This is a genomic window from Halomonas sp. GFAJ-1 (assembly GCA_002966495.1).
Lineage (GTDB): Bacteria > Pseudomonadota > Gammaproteobacteria > Pseudomonadales > Halomonadaceae > Vreelandella.
In genome coordinates this window covers 1,473,424-1,495,479 of sequence record CP016490.1, presented here as the reverse complement: position 1 = coordinate 1,495,479, position 22,056 = coordinate 1,473,424, and the positions used below count along the sequence as shown (strand labels likewise).

Below are 22,056 nucleotides of genomic sequence, written 5' to 3'. Positions count from 1 at the left end.
TTCATAAAACGTTTACAGCAATAACCGCCGAATGTCGGTTAACACATCCGCCAGGAAGGCGGTAAAGCGCGCCGCATCCGCACCATTAATGGCCCGGTGATCGTAGGAGAGCGACAGCGGCATCATTAAACGCGGCTGGAAGGTGCTACCATCCCAGACCGGCTTCATCTGCGCTTTCGACACGCCTAATATGGCTACTTCCGGCGCATTAACAATCGGCGTAAATGCTGTGCCACCAATCGAGCCCAGGCTCGAAATGGTGAAGCAGCCACCGGTCATGTCATCACGCTTAAGTTTCTTGGTTTGCGCCTTCTTGCCTAGCTCCGCCATCTCCTTAGCAATCTCAACCAAGGATTTTTTATCGGCGTTACGCACCACAGGCACCATCAGGCCGTCCGGCGTATCCACCGCGATACCGATATGCACGTAGTTTTTCCACACCAGGGTTTCACCATCGCCTTTAAGGCTGACGTTGAACTGGGGGAACTTACGCAGCGCAAAGGCACAGGCTTTGACCATAAACGGCAGCGGCGTGAGCTTTGCGCCCTGGGCTTCTACTTCGGCCTTCATGGCTTTGCGGAAGGCTTCAAGCTCGGTAATGTCGGCTTCGTCAAACTGGGTCACGTGGGGCACGTTGAGCCAGCTGCGATGCAGGTTTGTCGCCCCTGCTTTAAGCAGGCGACCCATCGGCTTCTCTTCCACCTCACCAAACTGGCTGAAATCGACTTCCGGGATCGGCGGGATACCAGCGCCACCGGTGGCAGCTGCCGCGCCAGGCTGTGCTTTACCTTGATTGGCAATAACCTGCTTCACATAGGTCTGCACATCCTCTTTAACCACGCGATCTTTTGGCCCACTCGGTTTGACGAGTTCCAAGTCAACACCCAGCTCACGGGCCAGCATACGCACCGCGGGCCCTGCGTGTACCAGCTTGCCATCACGTGGCTTATGGGCCGCCATCTGCGCTTCCGGGCTAGGCGTTCCCGCCGGAGACTCAGAAGGTTTAGCGCTCGACTGCCGCGAGCTGCTTGGCGAGGCCTTTTCTGGTGCCGCTTTTTTGGGCGCCGCTTTTTTGGCACCCGCCACTTCCATATAGCCGATCACATCACCTTCAGAGACGGTGTCACCCTCTTTTACGGTTAGCTCAATCAGCTTACCTTTGTAGGGGCTAGGCACATCCATGGAGGCCTTATCAGACTCCAAGGTGATCAGCGGGTCTTCTTCGTTGATCTCGTCACCGGCGGCCACGCCGATCTCAATAATCGGCACGTCCGCAGAGCCAGAAAGATCCGGCACGCGAATCTCTTTGCGCTCTGGCTCGCCGCTAACGGCTTCTTCTGGCTCGTCATCCTGCTCAGCCGCTTGTGGCTCGCTGCTGGCTTGGCTGGATGTCTGCTCATCAGCAGCATCTTCTGCGTCGTCACCTTCACCGGCGATTTCCATCTTGCCGATGACATCGCCTTCAGATACCGTGTCGCCTTCTTTGACGGTGAACGCCACGATCTTACCGCTGTAAGGACTCGGCACGTCCATGGAGGCTTTGTCAGACTCCAGGGTGATCAGGGTGTCTTCGGCATTAACCTCATCGCCTTCGCTGACCGCGACTTCGATAATTTCAACGCTGTCAGAGCCGCCCAAGTCCGGCACTTTAATATCAACCGTTTGCTTACCACCAGCTGCTTTTTTAGCCGCAGGCTTCTGCTCTTGAGAGGCTTCTTTAGGTGTATCTTCTTTTACTGGCGCGTCTTTAGGCTGGCTATCAGACGAAGTCTCTTGCTTCTCTTCGCCACCGCCTTCAACTTCCAGCTCAACGATGTCGTCGCCTTCGGAGACGGTATCGCCTTCTTTGACCAGCACTTTGAGCACCTTGCCGCCTTTCGGGGCGGGGACGTCCATGCTGGCTTTGTCGGATTCTAGGGTGATCAGGGTGTCTTCTGCTTCAATGACGTCACCTTCTGACACCGCAATCTCGATGATTTCGACATCGGTATCGCCACCGATATCGGGAACTTTGATGATTTCGCTACTCAAGGTCGCGCTCCTTCCAAATCGGATCGAGCCGGCGGGCGTCTGCCCGCCGGGCTGCGGTTTAGCTGGTCAGCGGGTTGGGCTTGTTGGCATCAATGCCGTACTTCTTCAGCGCCTCGCCGACGTGCTTGCGATCAAGCTCGCCACGATCAGCCAGCGCCTTCAGTGCTGCTACCGTTACGAAGTAGCGGTCAACTTCGAAGAAGTAACGCAGCTTCTCGCGGGTATCCGAACGACCAAAGCCATCGGTACCCAAAACAGTGTAGTCACCCGGTACCCAAGCGCGCACCTGATCCGCATACAGCTTCATGTAGTCGGTGGAGGCAATGACCGGGCCATCGCGGCCTTCCAGGCACTTCGTGACGTGGGGCTTGGCGGCCTCGTCATCGGGGTTCAAGAAGGCTTCGCGCTCCAGCAGCAGCGCTTCGCGGCGCAGCTCGTTAAAGCTGGTGACGCTCCAAATGTCAGCACCAATGCCCCAGTCGTTGGCCAGAAGCTCGGCGGCCGCTTCGACTTCGCGCAGGATAGTGCCGGAGCCCAGCAGTTGAACGCGACCTTTGTCACCCTGGGTTTCGTTGAGCAGGTACATACCTTTGACGATATCGTCGGCGGGTACGTTTTCCAGTGCGGGGTGCTCGTAGTTTTCGTTCATCACCGTCAGGTAGTAGAAGCAGTTCTCTTTGTCAGTGAACATGCGCTTCAGACCATCCTGAACGATAACCGCCACTTCATGAGCATAGGTCGGGTCGTAGCTGCGGCAGTTGGGGATGGTCGATGCCTGAATCAGGCTGTGACCATCCTGGTGCTGCAGGCCTTCACCGTTGAGCGTGGTGCGCCCGGCAGTGCCACCGACCATAAAGCCACGGGCCTGCAGGTCGCCGGCGGCCCAGGCCAAATCACCAATGCGCTGGAAGCCAAACATCGAGTAGTAGATGTAGAACGGCAGCAGCGTCACGTGGTTGTTGCTGTAGGAGGTCGCCGCAGCGATCCAGGCAGACATGGCGCCCGCTTCAGTAATACCCTCTTCAAGGACCTGACCTTTCTGGTCCTCGCGGTAGTACATGATCTGGCCTTTATCCACCGGCTCATACTTCTGGCCTTCAGCGGTATAAATACCTAACTGACGGAACATGCCTTCCATACCAAAAGTACGCGCTTCATCAGGGATGATCGGCACGACCAGCTTGCCAAGGGCCTTATCCTTCACCAAGCCATTGAGAATCCGCACAAACGCCATGGTGGTGGAGACTTCACGGCCTTTGGAGCCGCCCATTTGCGAGGCAAACGTTTTATCTTCAAGGGCCGGTATTTCCAGCGCGTCAAAATCACTACGGCGGCTTGGCAGGTAGCCATTCAAGCGCTCACGCTGCAGGTGCATGTACTTAAGCTCGGGGGAGTCCTCTTCCGGCTTGTAGTAGGGCACGTCTTTAAGCTGTTCATCGGTGAGCGGAATGCCAAAGCGATCGCGGAATTTACGCAGCGCCTCGTACTCCATACTTTTAACCTGGTGCGCTTCGTTGGCTGCTTCGCCATCGCCGCTGCCCATACCGTAGCCTTTAACGGTGTGCGCCAGAATGACCGTGGGTTTGCCGTTGGTCTGGTTAACCGCTTCATGGTAGGCCGCGTAGACCTTGAACGGGTCGTGGCCACCACGGTTGAGCTTCCAGATATCCTCATCGGAGAGGTCTTTGACCATTTCTTCGGTTTCGGGGTACTTGCCGAAGAAGTGTTCACGGGTGTAGGAGCCGCCGTTGGCCTTGTAGTTCTGGTACTCGCCGTCGACCGCTTCGTCCATGCGTTTTTGCAGGACGCCCTTTTTGTCCTTCTCGAACAGCGGGTCCCAGTGACGGCCCCAGACCACCTTGATCACGTTCCAACCGGCGCCGCGGAACACGCCTTCGAACTCGTCCATCACGCGGGAGTTACCGCGGACCGGGCCGTCCAGGCGCTGCAGGTTACAGTTGATCACGAAGATCAGGTTGTCGAGGTTCTCACGGCCGGCCAGGGAAATCGCGCCTAGAGATTCCGGCTCGTCGCACTCGCCGTCGCCCATGAAGCACCAGATCTTGCGGTCGTGCATGTCTTTCAGCTCACGGTGATGCAGGTACTTCATCACGTGGGCTTGGTAGATCGCCTGAATGGGGCCAAGGCCCATGGAGACGGTGGGGAACTGCCAGTAGTCCGGCATTAGCCACGGGTGCGGGTACGAGGAGAGGCCATCGCCGTCAACTTCGCGGCGGAACTTGTCCATCTGCTCTTCCGACAGGCGCCCTTCCAGGTAGGAGCGCGCATAGATGCCCGGCGCCACGTGCCCCTGGATGTAAATCAGGTCGCCCGCAAAGTCATCCTTAGCGGCGCGGAAAAAGTGGTTAAAGCCAACGTCATAAAGCGTTGCTGATGACATGAAGCTGGCAATGTGGCCACCCAGACCCGGGTTAGCGCGGTTGTTACGAATCACCTGGGCGATGGCGTTGTAGCGAATCAAAGAGCGGATACGACGCTCCATGAACAAATCGCCAGGCATGGGCGCTTCGCGGTGAACCGGAATCGTGTTGCGGTGCGGGGTCGTCACCGAGAAGGGTACCTTCATCCCATCCCGGCGCAGGCGATCCGCCAGGCGGGTCATCAGGTAACGGGCACGATCTTCGCCCTCACGATCCAGTACCGATTCCAGGGAGTCCAGCCACTCCGTGGTTTCGACTGTATCGAGATCTTCTCTTGTCTCCAGACTCATAGAGGTCTCTCCGAATGACGATAAATGACAATGAGCCCCGCTAACCCAAGGGGCCTGGGGCAGCTGCGGTGTTTAGCCACCACAAGCCAATAAACAGCCGACGCATGTGCGTCGTGCAGGGATTTTCGTTCTACATTCAATAAGCTACATGCTTTTAAATGTAGTAAAGCTACAAAAATGTCGTAAAAGTTAGCCTTTTGTATATGCGAAGATACCGCAAAGCAGGCACTCTGCCAATTCCAACACAAGGGAAAAGTCCATCGAAAACAAACTACTGCACCGCAACATAAGGAAAAAACCATGCTTTAGTCGCAGCTAATTGGCGCGCAAAAATGTAGCCAAACTACCGTTTGTTTTACTTACAGGTGAAGTACTTAATTAATTCTCCACTTTCCTAAGCACATTTACTAACCAACGTTAAAGCAAGCTCTTTGGGCCTAGCTGCTGATAAAAATAAGCCCAATCAAACGCTGGCCCAGGATCCGTTTTTCGTAGCGGTGCGACATGCGCATGGCTGGTAATGCGCGACCGATCCAATAATGGGTAGCGCGACATAAGCCAATGGGTCGCGGCCACCAGCGTTTGATACTGTGCTTGGGTGAAAGGGGTTATGTCATCCCCTTCCAGCTCTATTCCTACTGAGAAATCATTTAATGCAGTTCGCCATCCATGTTGGCGCCTATCCCACCAGCGTGAACGCCCGGCATGCCAAGCGCGCTGATCCGTATCAACAAACTGCACACATTGACCATCGCGACGAATTAAAAAATGCGCAGAAACGCGCAGGTGGGCAATCTCAGCAAAAAAGGGGTGCTCATCAGGTATTAATTGATTGGTAAACAGCGCTTCAATAGCACCACCGCTAAACTGGCCTGGAGGAAGGCTAATCGCATGGACTAACAGTAGCGATACCTCGTTGGTTGGTCGGGCATCGCAGTTTGGCGACGCCACCTGTCTCGCCGATCCCCAGTCGCCGCCAATGGCTTCATTATTCATTACGGGCACATGCTCCTCTACGTTGACGCTTACTTTCACTATAATGCGGTTCACACTTGATGACGCCCAGAGAATCCACCATGCATTATCAAAACGCACTTGCCGAAGAGATCCGCTCCAGCGCTGCGCACCTGCTAGCCGAAGACGTTGGCCCAGGCGACATTACCGCGCAGTTAATTCCAGAGAACCAGTGGGCCACGGCAAAAGTGATGTCCCGAGAGGCAGCAGTGCTATGCGGCGTTGCTTGGGTGGATGAAATATTTCGCCGTTTAGATAGCCGCGTCACCCTGCGTTGGCAGGCGGCGGATGGCGACCAGCTCGCTCCAGAGCAGTACTTTTTAGAGCTGGAAGGGCCCGCCCGCAGCCTGCTCACCGGCGAACGCGCAGCGCTTAATGTGCTGCAAACGCTCTCGGCCACGGCAACAGCAACACACCGCTACGTCGACCTGATTAAAGGCACTGGCGTTCGTTTGCTCGATACCCGAAAAACGCTACCCGGCATGCGCCTTGCGCAAAAGTATGCCGTCACTTGTGGCGGCGGTCATAATCACCGTATCGGCTTGTGGGATGCGTTTTTGATCAAAGAGAACCACATTGCTGCCTGTGGTGGCATCCAAGCCGCCGTTGCTCAGGCCCGCAAGCTGGCAAGCGATATTCCAGTAGAAGTCGAAGTGGAAACCTTTGAAGAGCTTGACCAAGCATTGGCCGCTGGCGCCGACATTATTATGCTCGACAATTTCGCCTTGGAAGACCTGCATGTGGCGGTGGAGATTAATGGCGGTCGAGCAACCCTGGAGGCATCAGGCAATGTGGATGCCACGACGCTAAAAGCCATTGCTGAGACAGGTGTAGACTGCATTTCCAGCGGCGCACTGACCAAAGACGTGAAGTCCATCGACCTTTCCATGCGCATTACCCAAACCTTTAACGTCTAAGCACCTTAGGTTTCCACCGCGTTTAACTGTTTCGTCATGCGGTAACGCTTAAGTAACTCACCGCTACGCTCTACCCACTGCTCGCCGTGGTCGTTAAATCCTCGGCGAAGCAAGCGCTCATAGAGTACCAAGCTGGCTTCGATTTCAACGTGGGACTGGCCCTGCTCCAACAGAAAACGCTCGGCGTGAATAAGCAGCGTGGTGCCTATCCCCTGCCCAGCCAGCGAAGGCCATACATACAGTGTTTCGATACGCCCGATGGTTAAATCCAGTTCTAAAAACCCCACACAGCGCCCATCACAGGTAGCCACTAACGTGGTGTAAAGCGCTTGACGGGCAGCCCAAGCGCTCGCTTCACGGGGCAGCGCATTCGCCCAGGCACGCCGCTCACCCAAATCATAATGGGTAGCAGCTCCCTGCATTACTGCGTGATAAAACACCTCGGCTTGGTCAGCAGCATCCCGCGCCAAAGCTGCGCGATACACAACACGCGTATTCGAGGCAGGCGCTTTAGACTCTTCAGTTTTCGTCATGCGTTACCTCTGGACTGTTGAACTATCGTTCGATGCGTCATTCAAGCAGGCTTAGGCCAACAGGCTGCTTTATACTACGGTCACTACTTTTCAATCTACTCTAACAAAAGGCAGTGTGATGGATGATGGCCCGCACAGCGAACATTTTTCGATCACGCCAATCGGCCACATCGAAAGTGACTATCCCGATAAGTTCGGCGTGCCCCGCCAGCCAGGGTTAGCACCCGCAGCAGAGGCACACTTAGTGCTTACCCCGCCGTTCAACGACCCGCTAGCCGTGCGTGGCCTAGAGGCGTTTAGCCATATTTGGGTATCCTTTATTTTTCACCAAAGCCCCACACGCTGGACACCCTTAGTGCGCCCCCCTCGCTTAGGGGGGAACCGTAAAGTCGGCGTATTTGCCAGCCGTAGCACCCACCGACCTAATCGATTAGGCCTTTCGCTTATCGCACTTACAGGAGTCGATACGTCCCACGGGGTGCGTTTGCAACTTGAAGGCTGCGATTTAGTAAACGGCACCCCTGTGGTGGACATTAAACCCTACTTGCCCTGGGCAGAGGCGCGGCCCGATGCAAGAGCAGGCTTTGCGCCGCATGCACCCGACCTACTTCCGGTCCACTTCAGCCAAGCAGCAAAGGAAAGCCTTGCAGCCCGTGCCGATAGCGCTTCACTCTATGCCTTAATTGAACAGGTACTAGGACAGGATCCACGCCCCGCCTACCAGCGCGACGCACACAGCGAACGACTTTACGGCGTGCGCCTACGCGATGTAGATGTGAAGTTCCGCGCTGTTATAAATCCAGCGCTTCAAAACTCAGCCAGTAGACACTCAGATGTTAAAAACCCAGGTATTAACAACCCAGGTATTAAAAACGCCGATATTAAAGACTTAGGTTCTCAAAATTCAGGTTCTCAAAATTCAAGTTCTAAAGACTTAGATGCTAAAAACAGTGCCACCACCTTAGAGGTGGTGGCAGTTGACACATTTCCGAGTTAGCGGGGGCTATGCGGGAAAGGTAATCCCCAAACGGCGACCTACTTCCTCGTAGGCTTCGATAACGCCGCCTAGTCCTTGGCGGAAGCGGTCTTTATCCAGCTTCTCACGGGTATTGGCATCCCACAGGCGGCAACCATCTGGCGAGAACTCATCGCCCAGTACAATCTCGTCTTTGAACACTCCAAATTCAAGTTTGTAATCCACTAGCAGCATGTCGCCGTCAGCAAACAATTGCTTAAGTATGTTGTTTACCTGGAAGGTCAGCGTCTTCATTTTTGCTAATTGCTCTGGGGTCGCCCAGCCAAACGTTTCCGCCAATGATTCGTTGATCATCGGGTCGCCCTTTTCATCGTTCTTTAGGAACAGTTCAAAGGTGGGCGGATTGAGCGCAACGCCCTCTTCCACACCCAAACGCTTCACCAAACCACCGGCGGCTATGTTGCGCACTACGCACTCCACCGGAATCATCTGCATCTTTTTCACCAGACTTTCCGTGTCGGAAAGCTGTTTCTCAAAATGCGTAGGGATCCCTGCCTCTTGCAGGCGCTCCATAATGAAGGCATTAAAAATATTGTTCACCATGCCTTTGCGGGCTAGCGACTCTTTCTTCTTGCCGTCAAAGGCGCTGGTATCGTCCCGAAAGTGCAGCACCAGCAGGTCAGGGTCGTCGGTGGTATAAACAGATTTTGCCTTACCGGCATAGAGTTCTTGGCGCTTTTCCATGGGGGCTCCGAAAAGGATGCAACATCAAAAATTAACGTAAGTAGCCGGAGACACGCTCAAGCAACTCGCGCTGATCGTCGGCGCTGAAGCTGCGCTCGCTGGCATTGACCGCACGCAGTATGGTCTTGTCGCCATCAGGCTGCAGGGCAAGACGAATCTCCTGCGACATGCGGCGCACATCTTGGCTGAAAACAATTTGCAGCGGATTACGACCACGCTCGCTTTCCGTCATATATTCAACTAAAAACTCGTAGTTTTCCGCAGAGGTGTCGATCAACTCACGCTGGCCTTCAACGCTAAAATCGAGTGCCAGATAATGGTTTAGCTCTGCCCAAACACGATCAGCTGGCTGGGGAATCACCACTTGCCACTCATCGTCTTGTTGGCGTACCTGCAGGGTTTGCTGACTGGAAAGGCGTTGGGCTGTCCAGGAAGAAGACGCGCTGGCTGATGCACTGCGTGCGCCCAAATACTGCTCTAATGCGTCAAGACAGCTAGCTTGCGTTTGTCCGCCTTGCTCGCAGCGTACTTCGCTGCTGCCTGCACGTAGCGCACTTTGCAAACGCAGCGTCGCCTGAGAAGTTTCAATTACCCCTTGGCTGGCGTTGCTCTGCTGTACACCTAGTTGCCGGCTGTGTGCAAAGGCTTCTAACTGCGGCCATACGGCGCCGGTTTCAGCGGCTACCACCAACCACGACTGCCTACCTACCTGACGACGCTCAACATAATCGGGTTCTAAGCCGCTTCCAATCGTCAACGACTGCGGTGGCGCAATGTCTGCCGCTCTCTCAATCCGCGTGCCTTGGGTCGCTGCCTGTGGCACCGGCATCGCATCACGGTAACGCTGAGTATTACGGGTTTCGGGCAGCACCAGGGGCGGGGCAGGCGCTACTTCGGTGTAATCCAGGTTACGGTCATGGTAATAACCATCCCGCGCGCAGCCAGCGAGCACAACAGCGGTTGCCAGTGCCAGCGGTATCCATTTAAGCACACGTTTTTCAAGCACAGGTTTTTTAAGCACAGGGCTCATCAAGCCACCTTAACAGTCAACAAATTAGATACCCGGCAGGCCCAAGGGCCTTACGCCGGGTAGCAAGGGGTATCGCGACGGGTTACACCTCTACAACGCCCGCAAGCTGCAGCGCCTCGCTGACGGTGCCATGATACTTTTCCGACAACCACGTTAGCGGTAAACGAATACCTGCGTCCATATAGCCCATGCGATGCAACGCCCACTTAACCGGAATCGGGTTGGACTCGATTCCCAGGTTAGTATGCAGCGGCATCAAACGCGTATTGAGCTGGTGAGCTTTATCAGCATCACCGGCAATAGCTGCGGCACATAAATCGTGCATCGCTTGCGGGGCAACGTTGGCGGTAACGGAAATATCACCATGCCCACCCATCAACATGAAGTCACACGCCGTAGCGTCATCACCTGAGTAGAGCATAAAGCCACTGCCTTTCAGGCGACTAATTAGATCTTCTGCGCGCTCAAGGTTCCCCGTGGCGTCTTTCAAGCCGATGATATTATCCACCTCGGCCAAGCGCAAAACGGTCTCATTGTAGAGGTCAGAGCAGGTGCGGCTAGGCACGTTATACAGAATTACGGGTAATTTGCTGCCCTCGGCCACCGCTTTGAAATGCTGGTAGAGCCCTTCCTGGGTGGGCTTATTGTAGTAGGGGCAAACCGACAAGCAGTAGTCAGCGCCTACTTCACTGGCATAACGCGCCAGCTCTACCGCTTCAGATGTAGCGTTGGCGCCAGTGCCCGCAATGACTGGAATTCGACCATTCACCTCTTCTACCACGCTACGAATCACATCAAAGTGTTCGGCAAAGGACATGGTAGTGGGTTCGCCCGTGGTGCCCGCTGCGACAATGGCATCGGTACCATTGTCGAGGTGGAAGTTCACCAGACGACGAAGCGCCTCCCAGTCGATGTCGCCATTGACCTTCATCGGCGTCGCCAGGGCGACAATGCTGCCTGTGATCATCCGTTTTTTCCCTCACCTGCAAAATGTTGAAATCAACCTGCCACGTGCGACGCAATGAACTTCATTGAGCTAAAACGCAGCATTGATACCTTGAGGAGCATGGTCAGCCCCGCCCATAACCAGCAAATGGTACTCAGGCGACTCAAGCCTGTACAGCGTAAAGCGCAGTGAGTTTGCTTAACCAGGGTGATCCGCTTTGACAGGCGGGCTGCACTTGCGTGTAATCCCTCTTGAACGTTACCTCAAAAAGGAGTCTGTATGTCTATTGAACTTGGCCAGCCAGTAGCCGACTTTTCCGCCTCTGCCACGGGCGACACTACCATCACGCTTTCGGAGCTCAAGGGCAAACAAGTCGTCATCTACTTTTACCCAAAAGCCAGCACGCCGGGCTGCACCACCGAAGGGGGCGACTTTCGCGATCGTAAAAGCCAGTTTGATGCGGCCAATACGGTCATTATCGGCGTTTCCCGGGACGGCATCCGTGCCCAGGAGAACTTCAAAGCCAAGCAAGACTTTAACTTCGAGCTCATTTCTGACAAAGATGAAAACGTTTGTCAGCTATTCGACGTTATCAAGCTAAAAAAGATGTATGGCAAAGAGCATTTGGGAATTGAACGCAGCACGTTCTTAATCGACAGTGAGGGCAAACTCGCCCAAGCGTGGCGCGGCGTGAAAGTCCCCGGCCATGTGGATGAAGTGCTAGCCGCTGCTGAAGCACTGCACGCCGGGCACTAAGCGCTCCTCTACTTTCTGGCAACTTGCGCTCTGCCCAATAGGCAGAGCGCGATCAATCTTTAGGCAACTCTTGCCCCGAATGATTCAGTAAACGATTTTCCTCCTGCTCTTCAACACCTCTCGGCCACGCATACACCAACGCTTTAAGCAGTGTTGCCAGCGGTATCGCAAAAAAGATGCCCCAAAAGCCCCAAATACCGCCGAAAAACAGCACTGCGACAATAATCGAAACGGGATGGATATTGTTAGTTTCTGAAAACAGCACGGGCGCCAGCACGTTACCGTCCAATGCTTGAATCACACCATACGCCACCAGCACATAGGCAAACTGCTCGCTGATACCGAAATGAAAACCTGCAACTGCCGCCACTGGTAGTGTGGCGACCGCCGCGCCAATGTAAGGAACCAGCACTGACAGCCCGACTAACACCGCAAGCAGCGCCGTATAAGGCAGGCCAAAGAAAGCGAAGGTAAAAAAAGCCACGCTGCCGACAATGATAATTTCGATAAACTTACCGCGTATGTAGTTAGCAATCTGATGGTCCATTTCATGCCAAATACGCGTTAGCAGCGTGCGCTTCTGCGGCAGTAACGAGAGCGTAAAACCGACTAACGCTTCACGGTCTTTAAGCATGAAAAAAACCAGGATGGGCACCAATACCAAATAGATAATCAGCGACATCACGTTACCCAGAGAAGCCAGCGAAAGGGTCAACGCGCGCTGACCCACCTGACTAATTTCACGCCCGGCAACGCCAATCCAGCTCTGCATTTGGTCAGGTGTAATCAAGTTTGGGTAGCGAGCCTGCAGCTCATCCAACCACCCTTGGCCACTGGCAAACATGCGCGGCGTTTCCTGTACGAGCCCTACCAACTGGTTCCAAATAAGCGGCATCAAAATAAAGGCCAGCGTTAGCAACACGCCAATAAAGCCTAGAAAAACGATAATCACGGATAACAAATGCGGCACACTTCGCCGCGTTAACACGTTCACCACGCCTTGCAACAGAAACGCCAACACGAGCGCCGTAAAAAACGGTGCCAACATTCGGCCAAACCAGATAATGGCCGCAAAGCCCGCTACCAGCACCAGCAGAAGAATTAACGCCTCTTCGTCTGAAAAGTAACGATCAATCCAACTTTTCAGAATAGTGCGCATGGTCATGAGTGTGTATTCCCTGCTTTACGTATCCAAAAAAAGTAAACATCATCGCGCTGCTCACGCTGCTCTAGCACGTGGGCGCTTTGGTCGGTAAATGATGCCATATCCCGCCACGCGCCAGCATCGGTCGCACGGACTTCCAGCAGTTGACCCGGCGCAAGACCTGAAAGCGCCTGTTTTGCCTTTAACAAGGGAAGCGGACAGTGCAGCCCACTCGCATCCAGTATTAAATCGGGGGTTTGCCCAGCCATAACCTCTCCCTCAAAATGCCGCCTAAATATGGCATTGTTGCATAAACTATTTTTTCGCGATGCCCGCTGTGGATTTGATTTAACGGCACTTCCCTGCCTGAATCAATGTCACACCGCTGTTCACTGCGCATAATACTTTACGTCAGACTCACTCATGAGGATGCCATGTCGCACCTTCGCACTGCTTACCCACGCTGGGCCCTTGCGCTTTTCTTTGCGCTTAGCACGGCTGCCGTTAGCCCTTCGGGCCACGCCATCGATGATTACCAACTGCCTAGTCTTGGCGGTGCAGCCACCTCAGTGAGCAATGAAGAGTATCGTTTGGGCCGAGCGTGGCTGCGTCAGTTTCGCGCCCACGCCCCCCAGTGGCAGGATCCTATCGTTAGCGACTACGTGCATGGCCTGATCGCCCGCCTTGCCCCCCACAGTCAACTCGGCAGCCTGCAAACCACTATCGTCATGGTCGACAACCGCTCACTGAATGCGTTCGCGGTTCCCGGCGGTGTTGTAGGCATCAACTCGGGGCTGTTTGCTTTTGCCGAAGATGAAGGCGCTTTCGTGTCAGTACTCGCTCACGAGCTTGGCCATCTTTCCCAGCGCCATTATGCCCGAGGCAGCGCCCGCGCTGAGCAGACCCAGCTGCCCGCCATGGCCGCCATGCTGGCGGGCATGTTGATTGCCGCAAGCGGCGGTGGCGACGCGGGCATTGCCGCTGCCATGGGGTCCCAGGCAGCACTGATTCAAGACCAGCTCAGCTACTCTCGCCGCTTTGAGCAAGAGGCCGACCGGATTGGCCTTCAAGCCATGGCAAATGCAGGCTACGACCCGGAGGCTATGGTACGTATGTTTGGTGCTATGCAGCGCATGGCGCGCTTGCAGGGAGGCTCACCGCCAGAGTTCTTATTGACCCACCCTGTCTCTGATAGCCGCTTAAGTGATGCCCAGGCCCGTGCATCCCAGCTCCAGGTTGCCGATACTTACACCAGCGATACGCTGTACGACATGATGCGCGCACGAGCACTGCTAAGCATTAACCGCAATAACCCTCAGCAGGCTGCTTCCCGCTTTGCCCAGGAGGGCGCAGAAGAACCCGCACAGCGCTACCTAAGCGCCCTCATTGCGGCGCATAACGGCCAAACGGATAGCGCCCTCAATACCCTTGATCAATTAGCCCGTGAACTGCCTGATTACAGCATGCTACCTGCATCTGCCGCCAGCATAGCGCTTGATGCTCAGCGCTATGACGACGCCATTACCCGCAGCCAACGGTTACTAAGGCTATCACCAAGCTATTTACCCGCACAGTTAGTATTGGCTGAAGCACAGTTACAGCGAAATCCGGAAGCCGCTTACAGTCTGCTAAGAGACATTACCGCACGCCACCCGGAAAACCCGCAAGGGTTTAGCCTGCTTGCTGAAGCCGCGGGCCGCAGTGGCGATAATGGCTGGGCGCACCTGGCCCGTGCTGAACATCTTCAGCTCACCGGCAGAATAGATCGTGGCATTCGCCAGCTCAGCATCGCCAAAGATGCGGCTCAGCAGGAGAATGACCAGCAAGCGCTAGCGCGTATTGAACAGCGGCGGGAAGCGTTTATTGGGTACCGTGAAGCGCTTGATAAGTTTTGATGTAAAGAAACAAAACGACCCGAACTACCTATGGCGGTTCGGGTCGGGTCGTTGTAAAGGCGTTGCGTGCACAAACCTTTCAGCACTCAGCAAGCCCCAGGCGACTGACGTCGCTATTCAAACTTAGGCGTTAAAAGTTAGGTGTTAAAAGTCAGGCGTTAAAACTTAGCATGCGCTCTAGCGGCTTTAACGCCTGCTGACGCAGTGCTTCATCCACAAAGATTTCACCGCTGCCGTGGCGCAGTGCGCCTGATAAATTATCCAGGGCGTTCATGGCCATCCACGGGCAGTGGGCGCAGCTACGACAGGTCGCACCATTGCCAGCGGTAGGCGCTTCAAACAGCGTCTTGCCCGGCACCGCTTGCTGCATCTTGAAGAAGATACCGCGGTCAGTAGCCACAATCAGCTGCTCATTAGGCAGCGTTTGGGCTGCTTTAATTAACTGGGAGGTCGACCCCGCCACATCCGCCAGCTTGACGACGGCGTCCGGTGACTCGGGATGCACCAGCACTGCAGCATCAGGGTAGAGACGCTTCAGATCCTCAATACCTTTGGCCTTGAACTCTTCATGAACAATACAGGCGCCATCCCACATCAGCATGTCGGCGCCGGTTTTCTTCTGAATATAGCCACCAAGGTGTTTATCCGGTGCCCAGAGAATTTTCTCACCTTTCGCCTGAAGGTGTTCAATCACCTCTACTGCAATAGACGATGTGACCACCCAGTCGGCCCGCGCTTTTACAGCGGCAGACGTATTGGCATAGACCACCACCGTGCGGTCCGGGTGCGCATCACAGAAAGCGCTAAATTCATCAATTGGGCAGCCAATATCTAGCGAACAGGTCGCTTCTAGGGTGGGCATTAACACGCGTTTTTCTGGCGAAAGAATTTTTGCCGTCTCCCCCATAAAACGAACGCCTGCAACAACCAAGGTCGTCGCATCGTGACGAGCGCCAAAGCGGGCCATTTCCAGGGAGTCAGCGACACAGCCGCCGGTCTCTTCAGCCAGTTGTTGGATAGCATCATCGGTGTAGTAATGCGCAACCAACACCGCATTGTGGGCGTTAAGCAACTGCTTAATTTCAGCAACCCGCGCCTCATCTTCCGCAGGAATACGGGTGGGGCAGTACGGAATTGGGAGCGGAGCATCAAGCTCAGCTTGGGAAGTCATAATAGTCATCGTGTCTACCACTGTGACAAACAGGGAATCCCCCTGTTAAACATCAGTCACGGCGTATGCACTCCGCACGCGCCGCTCTCGATGCGACGTGCCGCTGCGTCTCTCGCGGTGGCTCGCCGCTCTGGCCTCAATAATGCGGCCAGCGCTATCGTGGTGTCACCGATAGCTAAAGCTTGGACTATTGTGGTGGACAATTGTTGCCTACTGCAAGCAGAAAGTTCGTTTCGAGGGCTGCCCACTGCATAGCAAAACGCCCTTGGCAGCAAGCTACCAAGGGCGTTGAATTTGGTGGGTCGTGTAGGATTCGAACCTACGACCAATTGATTAAAAGTCAACTGCTCTACCAACTGAGCTAACGACCCAAATTTTGCTACGTAGTATTTAATAAGCAGTAACTACGCTGACTCACTCTTTTACTTAAAACCATATTGATAAGCGCTATATTAATAATCGCTAAGTAATAAATATTACATTACTTAATGCGCTATAGCCGTTCGAAATGGTGGGTCGTGTAGGATTCGAACCTACGACCAATTGATTAAAAGTCAACTGCTCTACCAACTGAGCTAACGACCCCCTCGAACGGATGCATATAGTACGGATACAGCTTATCGATGGCAAGCGTTTTTTATCTTTAGCCTATAAACACCCGTTACTTTAGCGCTACTAACGATGCTTGGTCTTAGGCTTGGGCTTACGCATGGCCTGAACCGGGCGACGCTTGTTCTTGTCGCGGCTCCAGCGATTTTTCTCATCTGGAGTCAGCTCAGGCACTTTGCGAGTTTCTAAATTCGCCAGGGTTGCCAAATCATCCACTTCGTCCTGAGAAAGCTCTACCCACTCTCCGGCTTTGGCGCGCTTATCCAGGAAGATATTGCCGTAACGAACGCGCTTAAGGCGGCTAACCGTCAGCTCTTGAGATTCCCATAAGCGACGCACTTCACGGTTACGCCCTTCCAAAATCACCACGTGAAACCAGGTATTAATGCCTTCGCCGCCAAACTCCTGTACGTCAGTAAAGCGCGCGGGGCCATCTTCGAGCATTACGCCATCTACCATGGCCACAATGTGCTCGCGTTTAACCTCGCCCATCACCCGTACCGCATACTCACGCTCCACTTGAGTGGAGGGATGCATCAAGCGGTTAGCAAGCTCGCCATCGGTGGTAAACAGCAGCAGGCCACTGGTGTTGATATCCAAGCGACCAATCGCAATCCAGCGTTCGCCTTTTAAGCGCGGCAGCCGCTCAAATACCGTGCGGCGGCCTTCCGGGTCTTTACGCGTGCACAGCTCGCCTTCGGGCTTGTTGTACATAATGACCCGACGCGGCACTTCATTTTCAGGCCGCAATGTTACTGGCCGATCATCGAAACTAACCTTATCACGGGCTTCAACTCGGTCGCCTAACTTCGCTACCTGGCTATTCACCTTTACCCGGCCGTCGGCAATGGCGGTTTCCATTTCACGGCGGGAGCCAAGCCCTGCACGGGCCAGCACTTTCTGCAGCTTTTCGCTGGTGGGGGGCGTGGTGTTATTGCTCTGACTCATGGTCGTCTGACCTCACATCGTTGGTCTGCGTGCGGGCACTGTCGTCGCTGCGCTGCGCACGTGCCGCAAGCCGCGCCTCTAAATCGGCAAAGCTTAGCGGCTGGGTTAACGCCTTCTCGGCGTGGTTATCGGCTGTCTCAGCCGTAGTTATCGCTTCTGGCTGGGGTGGCGCATCCTGCACGGTTTCTGGCGTTTCGTCCAGTGTTTGAGACGTATTCTGCTCCTCGGGGGCGCCACTGTCAGGCTCGCCCTTCTCAGCCACTGCTGACGTAAGTTGAGTGTCATCCTCTAGCGGCTCTTGCCAACTCGCTATCTCGTGCATCGGTGGCAGCGCATCCAGCGTTTTCAGGCCGAAGTCATCCAGAAAGCTGCGGGTAGTGGCGTACACTGCCGGGCGACCGGGCACATCACGGTGCCCCACTACGCGTATCCAACCGCGCTCCATCAGCGTACGCATAATCGAGCTGCTGACACTCACCCCGCGCACCTCTTCGATATCACCCCGGGTCACCGGCTGGCGATAGGCAATGAGCGCCAGCGTTTCCAGCAGCGCCCGCGAGTAGCGCTGCGGGCGCTCATCCCATAAACGAGACACCCAGTGTGCCAGCCGTGGGCGGATACGCAACTGGAAACCCGAGGCGGTTTCAACCAGCTCCAGCGCGCCAGCATCATGGCGAAGCGCAAGCCGCGCCAGCGCATCCCGCAGCGCCTTTCTCGATGGGCACTCATCGGCCAAAAACAGCGTTTCAAGACGTTCAACGGCGAGGGGTTCCCCTGCGGCTAAAAGCGCCGCTTCAATAATATCGTCTAACGTGGTGTCTCTCACCGGGACTCCTCGCTAGGTTCAAACGCGGACTCTTCAAAAGCGCCACTTTCTTCATCGGCGTCTTCAAATGCACTCTCCTCCCCATCTGGCAAGGCTGCGCGCCGTGCACGCACGTGAATGGGCGATAACGGTGCGTTTTGGACAATTTCGATCATGGCTTCTTTGGCAAGCTCTAAAATCGCCATAAAGGTCACCACCACCCCGGCACGCCCCTCTTCCAGAGTAAATAAAGCCTCGAAAGGCGTGTAGCGCTGCTGGGCATCATCGTGGCTAAGCAGCGCCATGATTTTCAGCATGCGTTCGCGGGTAGAAAGAACCTCGCGACTGATCTGGTGGGCCTGGACAAGCTCAGCACGCTTCATGATATCGGAAAGCGCCCCTAGCAGCTCATCCAGCCCTACCTCCGGGTGAATCACCCGCGTGTCCAAGGGGGGCAGCCCGGCCTGGACACTAAACCAGTCGCGCCCTATCCGAGGCAGCGTATCCAGCGCTTCGGCAGCTTCTTTAAGGCGCTCGTACTCCTGTAAGCGACGGATCAGCTCAGCCCTGGGGTCCTCTTCATCTTCACCCTCTGCCTTTGGCGGGCGGGGCAGCAGCGTGCGGGATTTGATTTCCGCCAGCATGGCCGCCATGAGTAGGTACTCTCCGGCCAGCTCAATCTCCATAGACTTCATTAGCTCCACGTACTCGATGTACTGGTGGGTAATGGTCGCCACATTGATGGTCAAAATATCCAGGTTCTGGCGGCGAATCAGGTAGAGAAGTAGGTCAAGCGGCCCTTCAAAAGCCTCTAAGAACACCCGCAGCGCTTCCGGTGGGATATAGAGATCTTCCGGCAACTGAGTGATGGGCTCATCAAACAGCCGCCCAAGCGCTTGCACCACAGGCTCGGCGGTTGTGGTATCAAAATGGTCAACGATGGCGCTTGGCGTCTCGCTCACGCGGGTCGAACCCCTCGGTTATGCAGGCATTAAATGATGGCGCCAGTGTAACAGCGCCGCAGGAAGGCGAACATTCCCCTAGCCCGCCTCGGCGGCCTTGCGGTAGCGGCCTTGGTAGTCGAATAGCTTATCGCGAAGCTGCCAGTGCCGCCCGACTTTACGGCCCACCACAAAATCCGGGTAGCGCAGGCGGCACTGCTCATCAACCACCTCATTCGGCGTCATCGGCTGCCACTTGGCGCCTGGGGCACGCAGGTGGTCGCGTAAAAAGACAGCGTAAAACGCCCGCCGCTGAGCGGCGGTTTCCAGTGCAAACCACTCGGCAAGGCTCACACCATCTTCGTCGTAGTAGGTGACCTTTAAGCGCGGCAAGCCCCGTCCATTGGTGGTCGCCTCTAACTGCATACCGCTGACCCGCAGCACTTTAGCGTCTTTTAATTTGAGCGCATCTTTCAGTTTATCGTCGGCGTCCACCAGCAGTTGTTGGCAGCCGTGACAGCGGCGGGCGGCAATATCGTTTTCAGCACCGCAGCTATCGCATACTTTAAAGCGGAAGCGAAAGTCGCACTGCTTTTTATAGACGCCCGAAGCTGCGCCCCGGCCACCCTTGCTCTCGCTAACAGGCAAGTTAGGCTGCTCGACTAACCCCTGACAGCGGCGACCGAAATGCTCAATCACCAGCTCTCCGTCGCGCTTACCCCAAAATAGGTTGGCATGACCGCAGGCCGGGCACGCCACCTGCACCGGTTCGCTATCGCTATCAGGCTTTGGCTCCCCCACTTCGGGCGCATAGAGATCCCACGGATTGCCCGCGTAGTCGAGAATCAGGCAATCGGCTTTCCCTGGTGAAAGCCGCAGCCCCCGCCCCACCATCTGCTGGTAGAGGCTCACCGATTCAGTGGGCCGCAGAATAGCGATTAAATCCACATGGGGGGCATCAAAGCCAGTGGTCAGCACCGCGACATTTACCAGGAACTTCAGCTCACGGGCTTTAAACCGCGCTATGATCGAGGTGCGTTCCTGTGTGGCCGTCGCTCCGGTAATGAGCGCTGCCTGCTCCGCGGGCAGGTAGCTGATCACCTCTTCGGCGTGGGCCACGGTGGCGGCAAAAATCATCACGCCCTGACGCTCTTTAGCGTACTCAACCACCTGGGCAATAATGCCGGGCGTAGCGCGGCTGCCCGCCACCACGCGATTAAGCTCCTCCTCGCGGAATAACCCCCCAGCGGCGGGTGCAAGAGCAGAAAAATCGTAGCCCTCAATGGCCATATCCAGCCGTTTGGGTGCGGCCAAAAAGCCCTGCTTCACCATCAGCCGCAGCGGCTGTTCAAATACGCAGTCGGCAAAGAAGCACGCGTCATCACCACGCACCATGCCATGGTGGTGGCGGTGGTAGATAAACCCCTGCCCTAAGCGAAACGGCGTGGCGGTTAAACCAAGAATTTTCAACTGCGGATTCTGACGCTGAAGATGATCAATCACCTGGCGATAGCTTGCGTCTTTCTCCAGCGAGACTCGGTGGCACTCGTCAATGACCAGCAGCGTAAAGCTGGCGTCAGTGAAGCGTTCAAGGTTACGCACCACTGACTGCACCGAACCAAAGACCACTTGGCGGCTGGCCTCTTTGCGCTTTAACCCGGCGCTAAAAATATCCGCCGCAAGCCCGTAAGCTTGGTATTTAGCGTGGTTTTGCTCTACCAGCTCGCGCACGTGCGCCAGCACCAACACGCGCCCACGGGCAAGCCTTGCAAGCTCGGCAATCACCAGCGACTTACCACTGCCGGTGGGCAGCACGACTACTCCTGGCGCACTGGTCGCACGGAAGTGCTCCACTACCCGCTGCACGGCCTCCGTTTGGTAGGGGCGCAGGCTGGGTGGCGAGCCAGAGCCAGCGGAAGCGTTTAAGTGAGGTATGTTAGTCAAAACGCGGGGGTCGACGCTCCATTCGTGCGCTTACCGCCTCGCGCTGTTCAGCGCTGGCCAATAGCTGCCGCTGCAAATGGGCTTCGAGCGCCAGCCGATCCCGGTGACCCAAGGCTGGTCCTCGGGTAAATAGCTCACGCGCCGCCGCCACGGCTTGAGGCGAGCGTGAGGCAATTAGCGCGGCGGTATCCCGCGCCGTCGCCAGCGGCGTTTCGCTCAGGCGAGTGCCAAGCCCAAGCTGGTAAGCCTCATCTCCTGACACCTTGCGCCCGCTGATCGCCAGTTCATACAGCACATCCTGACGCAGCCACTCTCCGGTCACGCTTATGGCCATATCGGGGATGATGCCCCAATCAATCTCCAGCAGCCCGAGACGCGCCTGCGGGTGGAGAATGCGTATATCAGCACCCAAGGCAATCTGCAGCCCACCCCCGTAAACGTGCCCGTGCAGGGCAGCGACGACGGGCACGCCCGGCTCACGCCACCCCATGGCCAAGCGCTGCACCGGATTGACACCCGTAGCGTCGGGTGCCAGCAGAGTAGGCAACCGCTCTGCCTCACCCATGATCGACGCCATATCGAGGCCGGCGCAAAAGCTGTCGCCATCGCCGCTCAAGATCACGGCACGTAGCCCCGCAAGCTCGGTTAGGTGCTGCTGTGCCGCCAGCAGACCGTCGATCATGGCCCAATCCAAGCCATTGTGATGGTCAGGACGCGACAACATAACCTCGGCCACATGGTCAACGAAGGTCAACGTCACGCGCTCATTGAAGGTTTGATGCATTCCAACTCCCAGAATTTTTTGGCTCGCCACCCATTGGCGACCCTGCTCTTGTGAACTGAGTGTGGCGCGAGGGCGGCCCATTTTCAAACAAACGTTTCATCTCACCCCAGCTGTCACCGCAACCACGTCTCTGTCAT

The 22,056-nt window shown here is 55.7% G+C and carries 18 protein-coding genes, 2 tRNA genes and 1 pseudogene; 4 read left to right on the top strand and 17 right to left on the bottom strand.

Annotated elements, in window-relative coordinates:
* Positions 1 to 12 precede the first annotated feature (12 nt).
* From BB497_06810 to BB497_06800, 3 genes are all read right to left on the bottom strand, one after another.
* Entirely contained in the window at positions 13 to 2,031 is a 2,019-nt protein-coding gene (locus BB497_06810; protein AVI62435.1) for a dihydrolipoyllysine-residue acetyltransferase, read from the bottom strand.
* Between the two features lie 58 nt (positions 2,032 to 2,089).
* Positions 2,090 to 4,762, bottom strand: coding sequence for a pyruvate dehydrogenase (acetyl-transferring), homodimeric type (locus BB497_06805; protein ID AVI62434.1), 2,673 nt, complete (start codon positions 4,760 to 4,762; stop codon positions 2,090 to 2,092).
* A gap of 417 nt (positions 4,763 to 5,179) precedes the next feature.
* Positions 5,180 to 5,758: an N-acetyl-anhydromuranmyl-L-alanine amidase gene (locus BB497_06800; GenBank protein ID AVI62433.1), complete on the bottom strand. Its 579-nt coding sequence runs from the start codon at positions 5,756 to 5,758 to the stop codon at positions 5,180 to 5,182.
* 80 nt (positions 5,759 to 5,838) lie between these two features.
* On the opposite strand from BB497_06800, the gene BB497_06795 reads away from it, so the two are divergent.
* A complete protein-coding gene (locus tag BB497_06795) occupies positions 5,839 to 6,693 on the top strand; it encodes a nicotinate-nucleotide diphosphorylase (carboxylating) (protein AVI62432.1) in 855 nt (284 codons plus the stop codon).
* 5 nt (positions 6,694 to 6,698) lie between these two features.
* On the opposite strand, the gene BB497_06790 is transcribed toward BB497_06795, so the two are convergent.
* Positions 6,699 to 7,226, bottom strand: a complete 528-nt coding sequence (locus tag BB497_06790; protein AVI62431.1) for an acetyltransferase — start codon at positions 7,224 to 7,226, stop codon at positions 6,699 to 6,701.
* 118 nt (positions 7,227 to 7,344) lie between these two features.
* Between BB497_06790 and BB497_06785 the strand changes: the two are divergent.
* Positions 7,345 to 8,019, top strand: a pseudogene (locus BB497_06785) (tRNA-Thr(GGU) m(6)t(6)A37 methyltransferase TsaA).
* A gap of 210 nt (positions 8,020 to 8,229) precedes the next feature.
* Here the strand turns inward: BB497_06785 and BB497_06780 are convergent.
* The 3 genes from BB497_06780 to BB497_06770 all read right to left on the bottom strand — a co-directional run bounded on the left by BB497_06780 (position 8,230) and on the right by BB497_06770 (position 10,943).
* Positions 8,230 to 8,946, bottom strand: coding sequence for a phosphoribosylaminoimidazolesuccinocarboxamide synthase (locus BB497_06780; protein AVI62430.1), 717 nt, complete (start codon positions 8,944 to 8,946; stop codon positions 8,230 to 8,232).
* A 31-nt stretch (positions 8,947 to 8,977) separates the two neighbouring features.
* On the bottom strand, positions 8,978 to 9,976 hold the full coding sequence (locus tag BB497_06775; protein AVI62429.1) for a lipoprotein, NlpB: 999 nt from the start codon (positions 9,974 to 9,976) through the stop codon (positions 8,978 to 8,980).
* Between the two features lie 82 nt (positions 9,977 to 10,058).
* Positions 10,059 to 10,943 (bottom strand): 4-hydroxy-tetrahydrodipicolinate synthase, encoded by an 885-nt coding sequence (locus BB497_06770; protein AVI62428.1) that lies wholly within the window; start codon positions 10,941 to 10,943, stop codon positions 10,059 to 10,061.
* Between the two features lie 258 nt (positions 10,944 to 11,201).
* On the opposite strand from BB497_06770, the gene BB497_06765 reads away from it, so the two are divergent.
* Positions 11,202 to 11,678: a peroxiredoxin gene (locus tag BB497_06765; GenBank protein ID AVI62427.1), complete on the top strand. Its 477-nt coding sequence runs from the start codon at positions 11,202 to 11,204 to the stop codon at positions 11,676 to 11,678.
* Positions 11,679 to 11,730: 52 nt separating this feature from the next.
* Here the strand turns inward: BB497_06765 and BB497_06760 are convergent, their stop codons facing one another.
* Together BB497_06760 and BB497_06755 are read right to left on the bottom strand one after the other, a co-directional pair.
* The gene (locus tag BB497_06760; GenBank protein AVI62426.1) at positions 11,731 to 12,843 is read right to left on the bottom strand and encodes an AI-2E family transporter; all 1,113 of its coding nucleotides are present in this window, start codon (positions 12,841 to 12,843) and stop codon (positions 11,731 to 11,733) included.
* Positions 12,840 to 13,091 carry a recombinase gene (locus tag BB497_06755; GenBank protein ID AVI62425.1) on the bottom strand — a complete coding sequence of 84 codons (252 nt, stop codon included), beginning with the start codon at positions 13,089 to 13,091 and terminating at the stop codon, positions 12,840 to 12,842. Before BB497_06755 ends, BB497_06760 begins: the two co-directional genes overlap by 4 nt.
* A 165-nt stretch (positions 13,092 to 13,256) precedes the next feature.
* On the opposite strand from BB497_06755, the gene BB497_06750 reads away from it, so the two are divergent.
* Complete coding sequence (locus BB497_06750; protein AVI62424.1) at positions 13,257 to 14,717, top strand: peptidase M48; 1,461 nt, start codon at positions 13,257 to 13,259, stop codon at positions 14,715 to 14,717.
* Positions 14,718 to 14,868: 151 nt separating this feature from the next.
* Here BB497_06750 and BB497_06745 read toward each other — a convergent pair whose 3' ends face one another.
* From BB497_06745 to BB497_06710, 8 genes are all read right to left on the bottom strand, one after another.
* Entirely contained in the window at positions 14,869 to 15,897 is a 1,029-nt protein-coding gene (locus BB497_06745; protein AVI62423.1) for a quinolinate synthase, read from the bottom strand.
* Positions 15,898 to 16,183: 286 nt separating this feature from the next.
* Positions 16,184 to 16,259, bottom strand: a tRNA-Lys gene (locus tag BB497_06740).
* 138 nt (positions 16,260 to 16,397) lie between these two features.
* A tRNA-Lys gene (locus BB497_06735) sits at positions 16,398 to 16,473 on the bottom strand.
* A 90-nt stretch (positions 16,474 to 16,563) separates the two neighbouring features.
* On the bottom strand, positions 16,564 to 17,445 hold the full coding sequence (locus BB497_06730) for a 23S rRNA pseudouridylate synthase B (protein AVI62422.1): 882 nt from the start codon (positions 17,443 to 17,445) through the stop codon (positions 16,564 to 16,566).
* On the bottom strand, positions 17,429 to 18,271 hold the full coding sequence (locus tag BB497_06725) for an SMC-Scp complex subunit ScpB (GenBank protein ID AVI62421.1): 843 nt from the start codon (positions 18,269 to 18,271) through the stop codon (positions 17,429 to 17,431). The genes BB497_06730 and BB497_06725 overlap by 17 nt, the downstream gene beginning before the upstream one ends.
* On the bottom strand, positions 18,268 to 19,212 hold the full coding sequence (locus BB497_06720; protein AVI62420.1) for a chromosome segregation protein ScpA: 945 nt from the start codon (positions 19,210 to 19,212) through the stop codon (positions 18,268 to 18,270). The genes BB497_06725 and BB497_06720 overlap by 4 nt, the downstream gene beginning before the upstream one ends.
* Positions 19,213 to 19,290: 78 nt before the next feature.
* The gene (locus BB497_06715; GenBank protein ID AVI64285.1) at positions 19,291 to 21,057 is read right to left on the bottom strand and encodes an ATP-dependent helicase; all 1,767 of its coding nucleotides are present in this window, start codon (positions 21,055 to 21,057) and stop codon (positions 19,291 to 19,293) included.
* A gap of 70 nt (positions 21,058 to 21,127) precedes the next feature.
* Complete coding sequence (locus BB497_06710) at positions 21,128 to 22,000, bottom strand: enoyl-CoA hydratase (GenBank protein AVI62419.1); 873 nt, start codon at positions 21,998 to 22,000, stop codon at positions 21,128 to 21,130.
* Positions 22,001 to 22,056: the final 56 nt, after the last annotated feature.